The sequence below is a fragment of the Salarchaeum japonicum genome (assembly GCF_049705945.1).
GTDB lineage: Archaea > Halobacteriota > Halobacteria > Halobacteriales > Halobacteriaceae > Salarchaeum > Salarchaeum japonicum_A.
Genome location: NZ_JBNAMV010000001.1, coordinates 12785 through 27113, shown reverse-complemented (window position 1 = coordinate 27113; position 14329 = coordinate 12785). Strand labels below are relative to the sequence as shown.

Sequence of the window (14329 nt, the reverse complement as noted above, 5' to 3'; positions counted from 1 at the left end):
GGTTGGAGCGTCGCTATCGGAGGCGATGTCCGTGGAGGGCGGCATCGTCTGAACCGTGTCGAGCCTCCATCTTAACCGATAGTGCGGAGTTTCGCGCTCTGAAACAGCCGCTGGCGGACGACGACACCGAGGGGTTTACGGCGACGCCGTCGGACGTACCGGTCGTCATGCGTTCCCGCTTGTTGGTCCTCCTGTGTCTCGCCGTCCTCTCCGTGAGCGCGGGGTGTGCCGCGCTGCCGGACGACGGACAGCCGAGTGCCGCCGAGGTGAAGGAGGCCGCGATAGCCAAGGCCGACGCCTTGGACGCGTACGCGGCGACCGTCCACGTCACGCTGAACGGCACGTTCGACCGAAACGTCACGTACCGAGTCGCGCACAGCGGCGGCCGGACGAACGCGACGTACCGCCAGCCAGCCGACATCGCCGGGATGCGCATCGTCACGAACGAGTCCGCGACGGTCCAGTACGTTCCGCGCACGAATCGCGCGACCGTGACGTACGGCACGACGCCGGCAGACCTCTTCGAGTGGATGGGCAACCTGCTCGACGGGAACACGACCTACGAGGGCGAAACCGACGCCAACGACGGGTTCGCGGTCGAGTACGCGGTCGAAGGCGAGAACGCGTCGGTCCGGATCGGCGCTGGCGGCGGCCCCTACCAGTTCGTCACACAGGCCGAGACGGCGAACCGGACGACGCGCGTCTGGGTGGACCGAGACCGACAGATTCCGGTGAAAGCCCGAATGACGTACGCGACCAACAACACCACGTCACGCGTCACTATCGAGGTGACGGACGTCACGCTCGACCCCGAGTTCGCGGCCGACCGGTTCGACCCGAACATCCCCGACTCCGCCACGGTCACCACGAACCGCATCGTCACCACCGACAACATCACCGAACTCCGAACGAACACGACCGTCTCGCTCCCCGAACCGGACGTTCCCGCGCCCTATCGGTTCGAAGACGGCATGCTCATCGGGTACGACAATCAGACGACCATCACGCTCACGTACGCCAAACCGAACAACACCAGCCTCCTCGTCACGAAACGCGTTCCCGCCGCCGACCATCAGCTTGACGGCGAGGCGGTGACGGTGAACGGCACGACCGTTCGGTACACCGAGACCGATGACCGCCAGCTGGTGCGGTGGCAGACCGAGTCAGCGACGTACACGCTCACAGGCGAGGGCCGCGACTTCCTCCTCTCAGTCGCCGCTTCCCTCATCGATGGAGAAGAAACGTCAGCGGGGGCGCCGGCGGACGCAGCGCCACCGACTCCTACACAGACCACGCCCCTCATGGTTCCGCAGAGTTTCTCGGTCTGAAACTCCCCGACAGCCACATACTACTAGTCCACGTGCTCTCGACTATGCCGTTCTCTCTGGATATCTCCGTGTCGACACTGTTCGGCGCGTTTCTCCTTCTCGTCTCCACGATTGTTCTCGCGGCCAGCGCCCGGTACGTCTGGCGCGCGTCGGCGGTCGTTCGCACCCCCACGACCGAGTCGCTCGCCGACGTGGACTCGAACGCGCTCGTCCGCCTCACCGGCACCGTCGAACCGCCCGACGACCCGCTCGTCGCGCCGTTCAGCGCTACTGACTGCGTCGCCCTTCGCTACCAGGTCGAGGAACGACGCCTCAGCTTTCTCTACGTCCTCCCCTGGTCTGTCACCGTTCACGAGGCCACCGCGGCCGTTCCGTTCGACCTCACGACATCCATCGCGACCGTCTCCATCGACGAAGCCACCCGAACTGTTACCGCGGCCACGACGACCGTCGCGACCGTCGGCCCGAACGACACACCGCCCGACTCCATCCGGTCGTTCGAACGCGACCACGACACGCTATCGAGTTCGTCGTGGTGGCAGACGCCGCCCCGCTTCATTCGGCCACTCTTCCGCGCGCTCTCCATCGGTACGCGGCGCTACACCGAACAGCGCATCGAGCCCGGCGACACGGTCACCGTCGTCGGCCGCACCACGGACGACGGCACCGCGCTCTCCCCGCTCGTCGTCTCGGACCGCTCGCCACGCGCGACGGTCTTCCGAATGGCGCGCACTTCCCTCGGCGGCCTCGTCATCGCCCTCGTTGGCTTCACCCTCAGCGCGTTCCTTCTCCTCGTCTGATGCGAGGTACGACGAGCGTGGTTGCGTTCCTGAAGACAGCGCGCGCGGTCGGTTTGTGGTTCGGGGGGCTGTGAACGCGTAACGCAGAACGCTTTTGACTGACCAGTCAGTAAGCACGTGTAACGAATGACGCTCACTTCTCTCCTGAGGCCTTCCTCACACGATGAACCGCCCACGACAACCGCCGAGGTGACCGCCTGATGGGCGTCCGCCAGCAAATCGAGCGCTTCTTCAAGGGGCCGGAAGAGTTCGACCTCACGTCCGGCAGCATCGGTAAACCCCTCTTCTACCTCTCGCTCCCCATCGTCATCACCAACCTCTTTCAGACCGCGTACAACCTCGCCGACACCTTCTGGCTCGGCCAGTACAACACCGACGCCTTGGCCGCCATCAGCTTCGCGTTCCCGATGGTCTTCCTCCTCATCTCCGTCGGGATGGGTGTCTCCGTCGCCGGAAGTGTTCTCGTCGCCCAGTTCACGGGCGCGGGCGAGGAGCGGGAAGCCGAGTACGCCGCCTCCCAAACCATCACCTTCGCCGTCATCATCTCCATCCTGCTCGGCGCCATCGGCTACGTCTTCGTCAGTGACTTCCTCTCCGTAATGGGTGCGTCCGCAGACGTCCTCCCGCTCGCCACCAGCTACATGGAAGTCATCTCACTCGGCCTCCTCTTCATGTTCGGATTCGCCGTCTTCATCGCGCTCATGCGCGGGTACGGCGACACTATCACGCCGATGCTCGTCATGTTCGGCAGCGTCGTCCTCAACATCGTCCTCGACCCCTTCCTCATCTTCGGCTGGACGGTCGTCGAGAACGCACCGCTCGTCGGCACGCTCGCGTTCCCCGAACTCGGCATCCAAGGCGCCGCCATCGCCACCGTCTTCTCCCGCGCGCTCGCGCTCGTCGTCGGCCTCGCCATCATGTTCCGCGGCCACCGCGGCGTCCAGATCAACATCCGCGACATGGCGCCCGACTTCGACTACCTCCGCCGCCTCGTTCGCATCGGCGGCCCCGCATCCATCGAAGGCAGCGGACGCGCCATCTCGATGAACCTCCTCCTGTTCATCGTCGCGTTCTTCCCGGACGCCGTCGTCGCCGCGTACGGCGTCGGCACCCGCGTCTTCTCCGTCATCTTCCTCCCAGCTATCGCCATCTCGCGCGGCGTCGAAACCATGACCGGCCAAAACATCGGCGCGGGCCAGCCAGACCGCGCCGCCGCCGCCGCGAACCTCGCGAGCAAAGTGTTGTTCGTCGTGCTCGCGCTTGCCGGCCTTGTCGTGTTCGCGTTCCCCGAACCCATCATCTCCGCGTTCGTCGGCGCGGACCAAGCGAACGCCGACCAAGTCGTCTCCGTCGGCGCGGAGTTCCTCCGATACGTCGCGCTCACGTTCGGCTTCATCGGCGTGACGCAGGCCTACGTCGGGAGTTTCCGCGGCGCGGGCAAAACCCTCACTGCCGCCGTCATCTCCGTCGTGGTTCTCGGGTTCGTTCGCTTCCCCATCGCGTGGATCGCGTCCGGCCCGCTCGGCGAGACCGGTATCTGGGTCGCGTTCGCCGTATCGAACGTCCTCGGCGGCGTTCTCGCCTACCTATGGTACCAGCGTGGGACGTGGCGTGACGCCGACCTCACCGAGGACCGCGTCGACGCCGAAGACGTCGTCGCGACCGACGACTAACCCGTCTCGACGAACGTCGCGTCCGCCGACGTTTTCCCCTGATTGAACGAGAGTATTTTCGCGCGAATCACGTCACCCTCTTCGACGAAGTCCGGCACGTCCTCGGTGAACACTACGAATCCCTCAACCTTCCCGACGGCCACGCGCTCGCCCGAATGGTGGTCGGTGAACTCCGTGATGCCGAACTCGTACGACTCTCCGAGCTCGACGGGCGGTTCGCGTTCCTGTGCGGCCTCGTGGGCGCGCTCTGAGGCGCGTTCGTCCGCGGACGACCGCCGCCACAGGAACACCGCTACGCCCCCGACCACCACCACGCCGACAGCACCGAGTGTGATGAGCGTCGTCGTATCCATACCGCCGCAACGACACCCGTCAGGATAACTCCGGCGGCCTCCGTCGCTACTCGGCCGCCGCCTTCAGGAACTGCGGGACGATGAGGAGTTCCGTCACCGCGATGACGAACAGTATCGTCTGCATGAGGCCCTCCGCGAACGTGAACGCGACGATGAAGATGATGATCGCGGAACTCGCACCCATGCCGTACCGAACGAGCGGACTCTGGAGGGCAGACGCCATACGCCACTCACTCGCACACTCGAAAAAGAACGTTCCGATACACGGCTCTCCATCCACAATCGCCACACACCGAAGGTATAGTTATACAGTATAGCTATTCAGTATAACTACCATCTAGTAGTGTGGCCTGCGATGTGGAGAACAGCGGACACAGTGGTGTGGCGTCGGCGAATGGACGCGACTATTCCAGGTCGTAACCCCACTCGCGGAGCACGTTCGCGACGAGGTCCGGGTGGCGTTGTGCGACCACCATCGCCGCTTCTCGGTAGTCCGACTTGTACACCTTCTCCCCGAGCACGTCCTCCAGTTCCGCCTGGAGCTCGTCCTCGCCCGCAACGACGTCCTCTCGGAGGAAATACGGGACCTGCTCGCGGCCCTCGTTCACCTTGTCCCGGCGGAGCTTGTAGGGAATCGAACTCATCGACGGCCGGTCGTCACCGTCGTCATCCTCGCTTTCGGACCCCACCGTGTCCGCTGTTCTCGACGCGTCGGACTCGGTAGCCGACTCCGGTTGCTCGACCGCCGGAGACGCGGCTTCCGTGGTCTCCGTGCTCTCCTCGGTCTCTGCGCTCTCTTCGCCCTCTTCGTCGTCGAGGCCGGCGTCACGTGACCCAGACTTGAGTCCCATTACGCAGTCACCTCCTCGGGCGTGTCGAGGCCAGCCTCCTGCTCGAGGTGGCGCGCAAGCTCCTCGAACTGTTCGAGGGTTTCAAGCTCGTACTCGCGCTCCCGGTCCCGGTGCTCTTCGATATAGCGAAATGGACTACATTGCTGTTTCCAGCAGCCTTCCATCAGCGAACTCCGCTCCCCGATAACCACTGGTACCGGGAATCCCTGTGCTCGGAGGCCCTCCAGAATTTCTCGCTGGTCGCGTGTGTTCTTGAACCCCAGCGGAAGCACGGCGAGCACGCCAACGTCGACGCCGATGTTCTCTTCCAGGCCGTCCACCAAGTCGTCCAGGCCCTCGATGGACTCTTGGCCCTTCGCGGTCGCTTCGAACGGGATGACGACATTTCGCACCGCAACCAGCGCGTTGTAGAGAATCGGCCCCGCCTTTCCCGCAGTATCGACGATGATCACGTCGTACTCGTCGCGCACGTTCGCGTCCGTGAGCACTCGGTGGAGCTGGTGGTACATACTGAAGGACTCGCCGAGGCGTTCGGCCTGCTGTTTCTCGTTCAGCAGGAACTCGTGAACGTCTTCGAGCATATTGTGGGATGGAACGAGATCTACGCCTGCCTCGACCTCGTGCGTGAGATCCGCGAAGTCGCCTTTCGGTCGACCGACTAGGTGCCGGACGAGGTTGTCCGCCTCCGGATCGCCCCGGTCGTAGTCCGGACCGAAGAAGTACGACAGGCTCCCATTCTGGGTGTCCATGTCGATTGCGAGGACGTCTCGGCCGTTCCGCGCGTGACTGACCGCGAGCGTCGCGGCGGTCGTGGTCTTCCCCACGCCGCCCGCCTCCGACACCGGGGTGTACGTCAGCATACAATGGTAGATACACGCATCATGCATAAATGTGAGCCACAACTAACAGCGACAACTCACAACTACACTCTATACCTATACTGTATAACTATAATTTGGGGCTGGATAGTATACCGCTCTACTGTCGCTATTCTGCCTGTTAGCCCCTCGTCCATCGGCACCCATCGATACACGATCTCGCTATAGATTTTGGGTAAACAGTACAACTATAGCATCTAACTATATCTTATGACTATACCTCATGTGCTCGGTTCTTCTGGGTGTCGGCCGGAACGGCCCTACGAAGGAACGACAGCGCGCTACAGGTCGGTGACGCGTCGATGGTCGTCGTCAAGCGCCTGCGCGTCCTCCGGCAGCAGGGCGACAACTAGGTGTGGCACGAACTCCCCGAAGTACTTGACTAGCGCCGCGATACGGGCTGAATCGATCGCTTCCAGCGAATCCAGGAGCATGAACGGCACCGTCTCGTGAACGTCGTGCACGAGATAGCCGGCGAGCGCGAACACCAACCCGGTCACGTTTCGCTCACTCTCGCTCAGGTGGTCGATCGTGTCCTCGTAGGTCGCCCCGGAACTCGTGGACCGAATCACGTGCAAGTCGAAAACCGACTTCGTCGTCTTCCGCCGCCCCTCTCGAACACGTTGCTCGGTGCGTTCAAGCCAGATCCGATCGAGGTTCTCGTACGCCAACCGCTCCAGCACGTCGTCCATGTGTCCGTTGAACGCCTCTACCGCATCTCGCTCCAGCCGCTCGATTTTCGTGCGCTCGTGCTCCAACTCGTCTCGCACCGCTTCGAGCCGCTCCTCAATCTCGTCTTCACTGGTGAGACGGTCTTCGATGCTCTCGATGTCGTCTTCGACGCGGTCGCGCTCGCTCTCCAGCCGCCCGATGTCGTATTCGAGCTCGTTCGCCTCCTTGTGCAGGTCGAGCACCTCGCTGTACGTCTCGTCGTCACGCGCCGCCACCTCCTCCTCCAACCCCTCGATATCCGCCGTCACAGCCTCCCGCCGGTCGGTCAACTCCGCGATGGTATCCGTCGTTTCTTCGAGTGCCGTCGTCGTCTCCTCGAGCTCTCGTTCCAGCGACTCACGCCGCTGGCGCTCTCGTTCCACCTCGCGCTTCTCCGCCTTCGCGTCCTCAAGGTCGCTTTCGATTTCCCGAACGTCCGCGAGCTTTTCCTGTGTCGTCTCCCGGAGGCGCTCGACCGTCGCCTCGATCTGGTCGGTTTCGACCGTGCTCCCGCACGTCCAGCACTCGACCTCGCGGTCGGCGACGAGTCGATCCGTCACCGACTCTTGGTCGTCCAGCGCGGCGATACTGCCGTCGGTCGCGGCGTCCAGTTGGTCCTCGTTGAACGAGACGATGCGCTGGAGTTCGTCCACGTCGGATTCGAGCGACTGCTTACGCGTGCGAAGGCGCTCGATGGTCTCCTCGATGTCGTCCAGGTCCGCCGCCGAGTCCGGGAGGTCGGCGAGTTCCGATTCGAGGTCGCGTTTTTCAGCGCGCAACTCCTCCCGGCTCTCCTTCTCCGTCTCGATGTCGTACCGAATGTCTTCGAGCGTGTTCCGCTTCTCTTGGAGGTCGGCGAGTCGCTCCTCGAGTTCTTGTTTCTCCGCGCGCTGGGCCTCCACGTCCGCGTCCGCGTCCTCCAGTTCGTCCTCGACGCGTTCGAGTTCCGCGCGCTTCTCTTGGATCTCGTCGGTGAGGCGGGTTCGTTCTTTCTCGAGGTCCGGGAGGTCGGCCTTCAGCGAGTCGAGTTCGTCGAGTTCGTCCTGTAGGTCCTCGCGTTCGTCGGTGAGGCGTTCGATTTCGCGTTCGATTTCGTCGGTGTCGACGGGGCGCATGATGAGCTCGCGGAGGTCGTCGCGTCGCGCGACCGCCTGCCGTGCATCGTTCGATTCGAGGAGGAACGCGAAGAGGTCGGCGACTGTCGGGTCGTCGAGGTAGGGGTCGCCGCTCGTGGTGACGCGGCCGCCCTGACGGGTGAACTGTCGCGTGTACGTCTCGCCGTCGATTGTGAGTTCGACTCGTCCCTCGTCCGCGTCGCCTTTGAGCGAGGCGTCGTCACTACCGAGCGCGGCCATAATCGCGTGGAGGAACGACGTGCGGTTCGTCGCGTTCCGGCCCGCGAGCACGGTGACACCCGGCGGGAGCGCGACGCTCGTTTCGTCGATCCCCCCGACGTTCGTGACCGCCACGGTGGTTCGCTCTGATTCCTGCTGTACAGTCATCCGTTGTGCCGTTCTTCGCCCGAACGAACATAAACTACGTCCTCCACGCCCCGATAGAATAACAACGGTACTATTGTTATTCGCAGTTGCAGCCGCCGCGGTCGAGAAGCTCGCCGACCTCGTACTGCCCGCCGCAGTCCTCGCACACGACCCGCACGCTCACCAGCGTGCGGAACTCCCCGAGCGTCACATCGTCGCCTGCCAGCGCGTTGAGCTTGCTCTCCGTCACCGACCGCAGCCGTCCCTGAAGCTGTTGAATCGTCTGGCGGTGGTTCGCGGCCGACGGTCCCGTCGACGAGTACTCCGCGCCCCGTTCGTCTTTCAGGTACGAGCGCACGGCTTGATACGTGACAAACGACGATTCCACCTCGTCGACGTCTACGCCCTCGCGTTCGAGTTGCCGCCGTGCCCGGGTTCGTGTCGCGCCGCGCACGTCGTCGTCCGTCAGCACGCGGTACGTGTTCTCCACCTCACCGTCGAGTGGCTGGGCGTCCGCGTCCGCGAGCACCGCCGCCAACAGCTCGCGGTTGACGTAGTCCGCGAGGTCCCGGAGACTCATCCGGCGGTCTCCCTCGGCGGTCCACCGGTCTTCGAGGTCGTCACCCAGTCCGACGAGGTCGTGTTCGTCGATGAGGCGCGCGACCTTCCCCGATGGTCTGCTCTCGGCGTCCGCACTGTCGTCCGCGTCAGTCATACACGCATGTCGCCGGGCCGGCCGTATTACTCTTCCTCCCACCAGCATCTAGTGTTCCGCGATGCGGAACAGCTACGAGTGGGCGATGTTGAGTTCGAGCTCGTTCGCCGTCCCCAACAGCAGCGTCGGAAGCTCGTCCTCGAAGCGCTCACCCGTAAACCGGTGACTCGGACCGGAAACACTCAGGCCACCGATAACCCCTCCGTCGGGGTTTTTCACAGGAACACCAACCGCATGCAGGCCATCAAGGTTCTCCTCCCGGTTGAACGCGTACCCACGCTCCCGAATCTCGTCGAGCTCGTTGCGCAGTTCCTCCGCGTCGGTCACGGTCTCAGCGGTCACCTCCGCGAACTCTGTCTGTTCGATAATACGGGACACCTTTTCGGACGGCATCGCCGCCAGCATCGCCTTCCCCGATGCCGTCGCGTGCAGCGGAATCCGCTTCCCGATACCCGGATCTGTCCGCACCGCCCGACTCCCCAGCGCACGGTGGATGTACACCGCCTCGCCGTGCTCCTCCACCAGAAACTGCGCGCGCTCCTCGGTCTCCGACGCCAACTCCTCGACTTTTTCCTTCGCAAGCTGGTAGCCCCGGCGTCGATTTCTGGCGTCCTCGCCGAGTTCGAGGAACCGCAGTCCGACGTAGTAGCCGTCGTCGTTCACGACGTACCCCCGCTGTTCGAGCGTCGCGAGGTGTCTGTGTACCGTGCTCTTCGCGTAGTCGAGTTCCGCTGCCGCCTCGGAGACGGTGACCCCGCCGGCCTGATGGACGTGTTCGATGATGTCGAACAGCGTCTCGACGGACCCGACCGAGTCCATGCCCCCTGCCGCGCCGTTTTCGGTCATGTACACCCCTTCCCCGTCCAGATACTTAGTGTTCCGTATGGTCGAACAGAACCGGGTGGTGAACGTTTATCACGGTCCCCGCGCGACACCCAGCCATGCCATCGCCCGAAACCACACTCAGCGAATTCGTCACCACCCTGGCCTACGACGACATCCCCGCTGACGCCCGCGAAACCGTCCAACGGGCGTTCCTCGACACCGTCGGCGTCACCCTCGCCGGCGCCCACGACGCCGCCGGCGACACCGCCTTCAACACCGATGGCGTCACCCCCGACGACGCCCCGACCATCCTCGGCCTCACCGACGACCGCCCGCCCACCCAGCGCGCACTCCACACCGGCACCGCCAGCCACGCCCTCGACTACGACGACCTCGCGTGGGCGATGGACGGCCACCCCAGCGTCACCCTCGTCCCCCCGATTCTCGCGCTCGCCACCGAGACCGACGCGACCGGCCGCGACCTCATCACCGCGTTCGCCGCAGGGTTCGAACTCGAATGCGCGCTCGCCGCCCCCATCAGCCCCGACCACTACGAGGACGGCTGGCACGCAACCGCCACCTTCGGGGCGCTCGGGGCGACCGCTGCCGCAGCGTCCCTGCTCGACCTCACCGCTGACCAGACCGAACACGCGCTCAACACCGCCGCATCCACGCCTGCCGGCCTCAAACGCAACTTCGGGTCGATGACTAAACCACTCCACGCCGGCCTCTGCGCGCGCTCCGGCGTCACCGCCGCCCGCCTCGCCCGCGAAGGGTTCACCGCCGACCCGACCGCCATCAGCGGCGACCGCGGCTTCTGGGACCTCTACGGCCCCACCGTGCGCGACGAATTCACGTTCGAACCGGACGTGTGGACGCTCGAAGAGCCCGGCATCCACGTCAAATACTACCCTTGCTGTTACTTCACCCACACCAGCATCGCCGGCACCGCCGCGCTCGTCGACGACCACGACATCGACCCCGAAGACATCGAACGGATTCACGTCCGCGTCGCGCAGGGCGCGGCCGACGCGCTCCACCACGCCGACCCCGACACCGGCCTCGAAGCGAAGTTCTCGATGGAGTACACGGTCGCAAGCGCCGCCGTCCGCGACCGCGTCGGCCTCAGCGCGTTCGACGACAACGCCATCGACGACCCCGCCGTCCAACGCGTCCGCGAGCGCGTCGATTTCGAAGTGGACGACGACCTCCACTACGACTCCCACGAAGCCTACGTCCGCATCGACACCGCCGCGGACACCTACGAACGCCACCAAGAGAACCCGCCCGGAACCCACGAGAACCCGCTCACGGACGCCGAGCTTCGCGCGAAGTTCGACGAGTGCGCACGCCGCGCCGTCTCCGCCGAAACCGCGGACGCGCTCGCCGCCCTCTTCACTGACCTCGCGGCCTGTGACGACATCGCGGCGGTGGTACGGGACGCAGCCCAACCATAGTTTTAAGCCAGTCCCACAGGCATCAGCGAACGTTCAATGGTAGACCGAGACACCGTCCAGCTGACCGACCAACAACGACTGGTCCGCGACTCTATCCGCGACATCTGTGGAGACTTCGACCAGTCCTACTGGCGCCAGCAGGACAAACAGGGCGAATACCCCCACGAGTTCGCGGACGAACTCGCGGACGGCGGGTGGTTCGGCGCGCTCCTCCCGGAAGCGTACGGTGGCGCGGGCATGGGGACCGAGGAAGTCGTCGTGATGATGGAGGAAATCGCGGCGTCCGGCGGCGGGTTCAGCGCCGCACAGGCAGTTCACGGCGCGATTTACAACTCCGTCCCGCTCGTGAAGTACGGGAGCGAGGAGATGAAAGAAGACCTTCTGCCCCGGGTCGCCGACGGGGACACGTCGATTCAGGCGTTCGGGCTCACGGAACCGAACGCGGGGTCCGATTCTACGTCCATCGAAACCCGTGCCGTCCGTGAAGGCGACGAGTACGTCGTGAACGGCCAGAAGATCTGGATTTCGCGCGTCGACGCGAGCGACTACCTCGTTCTCATGGCCCGAACCACGCCGAAATCCGAGGTGCAGAAACGGACGCGTGGATTGACGATGTTCCTCGTCAATCTCGAAGAAGCGTACGACCAGGGCGGTCTCGAAATCGAACAGATAGACAAGACCGCGAGCAACTTCGTGCACTCCTACGAACTGTTCTTCGAGGACCTCCGCCTCCCCGCCGAGAACGTCATCGGCGAGGAAGGAAACGGCTTCTACCAGATGCTCGACGGCCTGAACGAGGAACGCCTCGCCATCGCCGCCGAGTGCATCGGCCTCGGAGAAGCCGCCATCGAGGCGGGCGTCTCGTACGCGACCGAACGCGAGGTGTTCGGCGCGCCCATCGGGTCGAACCAGGCGATTCAGCACCCGCTCGCGGAGGCGCACTCGCGCGTCCAGGCCGCGAAGGGCATGGTGTATCGTGCCGCCAGCGAGGTCGAGAACGGTACTCAGAAGGATGTCGGAGCGCGCGCGAACATGTCGAAGTTCCTCGCCGCGGACGCCGCGTTCGACGCCGCGGACGCCGCCGTGCAGACCCACGGCGGGTTCGGCATCGCCCGCGAGTACGATGTCGAACGGTTCTTCCGCGAAGCCCGGCTCACCCGCCTCGTCCCCATCACACAGCAGCTCGCGTTGAACTACATCGGCGAGAACGTCCTCGGCCTCCCCCGCTCATACTGATGACGGAAACACGCATTCAGGCCGGCTGGCAGGGACGGTTCTACGAGGACTTCGACGTAGGCGACGTGTACAAGCATCCGTACGGCCGGACCGTCACCGAGACTGACGACGTGTGGTTCACGAACCTGACGATGAACGTGAACCCGATGCACTTCAACGAGGCCTACGCGTCGGAGACCGAGTTCGGCGAACGCCTCGTCAACGGCACGTTCGTCATCGCGCTGGCGGTAGGGATGAGCGTGGTGGACGTGTCGATGAACGCCACCGCCAACCTCGGCTACGACGACATCCGCCACCACGCGCCGGTCTTCCACGGCGACACCATCTTCGCCGAGTCCGAAGTCATCTCGAAACGCGAGTCCGAGAGCCGGGAGCACGTCGGCATGGTCACCACGGAACTCCGTGCGTACAACCAGGACGGAACGAAAGTGCTGTCGCTGGAGCGGACGCCGATGGTGCTCAAACGCGAACACACGAATCCGTCACCCGAACAGCCGCCGGGGTGGCCGGCGGGCGTCGGCACGCAGCCGGGTGACGCGGATGAGTGACCGACTCGTCGGCGACCTCCCCGTGCGCGACGCCGCCTCAGTCGCTGCCGATATCCCGGCGGACGCCGCCCTCGTCGTGAGCGGGTTCGGGAGCGTCGGCTACCCCAAACTGGTGCCGCTCGCGTTGGCCGACGACGAGCGCGACCTCGAACTCACGGTCGTGAGCGGCGGGAGCGTCGGCGAGGAGATCGACGTGGCGCTCGTCGAAGCGGACGCCATCGCCCGCCGGTATCCCTACCAGGCCCGTCCGCCCGCCCGGGAGGCCGTGAACGACGGCCGCATCGAGTTCCACGACCGTAACATCAGCACGCTCGGCGACGACGTCCGGTTCGGCCACCTCGTCGACGCGGACGTCGCCGTCGTCGAAGCGCTCGCCGTCGGCCCGGACTGGCTGATTCCCACGTCGAGCATCGGCCAGACGCCCGCGTTCGTCGAGGCCGCGGACGAACTCGTCGTCGAACTCAACCGCTCCGTCCCCGAGTCGGTGCGACAGTTCCACGACATCTACCGAACTGAACTGCCACCGAATCGGGAGCCGATTCCGCTCACCGACCCCGGCGAGCGAATCGCCGACGACCGCATCACGTTCGACCCCGAGAAACTCACCGCGGTCGTGGAATCCGACCGCCGCGACCAGCCCTACGAGTTCCGCGACCCCACCGACGACGACCAGGCAATCGCCGCGAACCTCGGCGCCTTCCTCGAAACCGAAGTCGAAGACTCACCGCTGTTCGAGGACTCGCTTCGCATCCAGTTCGGCGTCGGCAGCCTCGGAAACGCCCTGATGGGCGCGCTCGGTGACGCGGACTTCGGCGACCGCGACCTCGTCTACTTCGGCGAAGTCATCCAGGACGGCCTGCTCGACCTGCTCGACGACGGCGACCTCGAAGCCGCGAGCGCCACCTCCCTCGCGCTCTCCCGAGAGGGCCAAGACCGTCTCTACGAGCACGCCGACCGGTACGCCGAGGACATCGTGCTCCGGCCCGCGGACGTGTCGAACAACCCCGCGCTCATCGACCGATTCGGCGTCGTCGGCGTGAACAGCGCGCTCGAAGTCGACCTCTTCGGGCACGTGAACTCCACGCACGTCAACGGCACGTACGCGATGAACGGCGTCGGCGGGAGCGCGGACTTCAACCGGAACGCCGCCATCGCGGTGCTCGCACTCCCCTCCACGGCCGCTGGCGGCGACATCTCCCGCCTCGTCCCGATGGTCCCCCACACGGACCACACCGAACACGACCTCGACGTGATTGTCACCGAACAGGGCGTCACCGACCTCCGCGGGAACTCCCCCCGCGAGACCGCCGCCGCGCTCATCGAGAACTGCGCACACCCCGACTTCCGCGACGCCCTCCGCGAGTACTTCGACCGCGGCCTCGACCACGGCGGCCACATCCCCCACGACCTCGAAACGTCACTCGACTGGCACACCGACCGCTGAAAAACCGTTCGCGGACCGTTTCTCCCGCC

The 14329-nt window shown here is 64.9% G+C and carries 14 protein-coding genes; 7 read left to right on the top strand and 7 right to left on the bottom strand.

The annotated features are described in order from the left end of the window. Positions 1-167 precede the first annotated feature (167 nt). The 3 genes from ACOZ4O_RS00130 to ACOZ4O_RS00120 all read left to right on the top strand — a co-directional run bounded on the left by ACOZ4O_RS00130 (position 168) and on the right by ACOZ4O_RS00120 (position 3801). Positions 168-1328 carry a LolA family protein gene (locus ACOZ4O_RS00130; protein ID WP_424523341.1) on the top strand — a complete coding sequence of 387 codons (1161 nt, stop codon included), beginning with the start codon at positions 168-170 and terminating at the stop codon, positions 1326-1328. Positions 1329-1372: 44 nt separating this feature from the next. Beyond that, positions 1373-2128, top strand: coding sequence for a hypothetical protein (locus ACOZ4O_RS00125; protein ID WP_424523340.1), 756 nt, complete (start codon positions 1373-1375; stop codon positions 2126-2128). Between the two features lie 200 nt (positions 2129-2328). Continuing rightward, complete coding sequence (locus tag ACOZ4O_RS00120; RefSeq protein WP_424523339.1) at positions 2329-3801, top strand: MATE family efflux transporter; 1473 nt, start codon at positions 2329-2331, stop codon at positions 3799-3801. Here the strand turns inward: ACOZ4O_RS00120 and ACOZ4O_RS00115 are convergent. The 7 genes from ACOZ4O_RS00115 to ACOZ4O_RS00085 all read right to left on the bottom strand — a co-directional run bounded on the left by ACOZ4O_RS00115 (position 3798) and on the right by ACOZ4O_RS00085 (position 9636). After that, on the bottom strand, positions 3798-4154 hold the full coding sequence (locus tag ACOZ4O_RS00115) for a TRAM domain-containing protein (RefSeq protein ID WP_424523338.1): 357 nt from the start codon (positions 4152-4154) through the stop codon (positions 3798-3800). The genes ACOZ4O_RS00120 and ACOZ4O_RS00115 overlap by 4 nt on opposite strands. A 46-nt stretch (positions 4155-4200) precedes the next feature. Continuing rightward, positions 4201-4377 (bottom strand): hypothetical protein, encoded by a 177-nt coding sequence (locus tag ACOZ4O_RS00110; protein WP_424523337.1) that lies wholly within the window; start codon positions 4375-4377, stop codon positions 4201-4203. A 181-nt stretch (positions 4378-4558) separates the two neighbouring features. Then, entirely contained in the window at positions 4559-5005 is a 447-nt protein-coding gene (locus ACOZ4O_RS00105; RefSeq protein WP_424523336.1) for a hypothetical protein, read from the bottom strand. Further along, positions 5005-5865 carry a ParA family protein gene (locus ACOZ4O_RS00100; protein ID WP_424523335.1) on the bottom strand — a complete coding sequence of 287 codons (861 nt, stop codon included), beginning with the start codon at positions 5863-5865 and terminating at the stop codon, positions 5005-5007. The genes ACOZ4O_RS00105 and ACOZ4O_RS00100 overlap by 1 nt, the downstream gene beginning before the upstream one ends. Positions 5866-6164: 299 nt before the next feature. Next, complete coding sequence (locus tag ACOZ4O_RS00095; RefSeq protein ID WP_424523334.1) at positions 6165-8096, bottom strand: archaea-specific SMC-related protein; 1932 nt, start codon at positions 8094-8096, stop codon at positions 6165-6167. A gap of 76 nt (positions 8097-8172) precedes the next feature. Further along, entirely contained in the window at positions 8173-8790 is a 618-nt protein-coding gene (rdfA, locus tag ACOZ4O_RS00090; protein WP_424523333.1) for a rod-determining factor RdfA, read from the bottom strand. Positions 8791-8862: 72 nt separating this feature from the next. Then, entirely contained in the window at positions 8863-9636 is a 774-nt protein-coding gene (locus tag ACOZ4O_RS00085; protein WP_424523332.1) for an IclR family transcriptional regulator, read from the bottom strand. A gap of 95 nt (positions 9637-9731) precedes the next feature. Here ACOZ4O_RS00085 and ACOZ4O_RS00080 point away from each other — a divergent pair, with 95 nt between their 5' ends. Genes ACOZ4O_RS00080 through ACOZ4O_RS00065 form a run of 4 tightly spaced genes read left to right on the top strand, consistent with a single transcriptional unit; the run spans position 9732 to position 14300 of the window. Next, positions 9732-11072 carry an MmgE/PrpD family protein gene (locus tag ACOZ4O_RS00080; protein WP_424523331.1) on the top strand — a complete coding sequence of 447 codons (1341 nt, stop codon included), beginning with the start codon at positions 9732-9734 and terminating at the stop codon, positions 11070-11072. A 36-nt stretch (positions 11073-11108) separates the two neighbouring features. After that, positions 11109-12308, top strand: a complete 1200-nt coding sequence (locus ACOZ4O_RS00075; protein WP_424523330.1) for an acyl-CoA dehydrogenase family protein — start codon at positions 11109-11111, stop codon at positions 12306-12308. Continuing rightward, a complete protein-coding gene (locus ACOZ4O_RS00070; protein ID WP_424523329.1) occupies positions 12308-12856 on the top strand; it encodes a MaoC family dehydratase in 549 nt (182 codons plus the stop codon). Before ACOZ4O_RS00075 ends, ACOZ4O_RS00070 begins: the two co-directional genes overlap by 1 nt. Further along, on the top strand, positions 12849-14300 hold the full coding sequence (locus ACOZ4O_RS00065) for an acetyl-CoA hydrolase/transferase C-terminal domain-containing protein (protein WP_424523328.1): 1452 nt from the start codon (positions 12849-12851) through the stop codon (positions 14298-14300). Before ACOZ4O_RS00070 ends, ACOZ4O_RS00065 begins: the two co-directional genes overlap by 8 nt. Positions 14301-14329 lie beyond the last annotated feature (29 nt).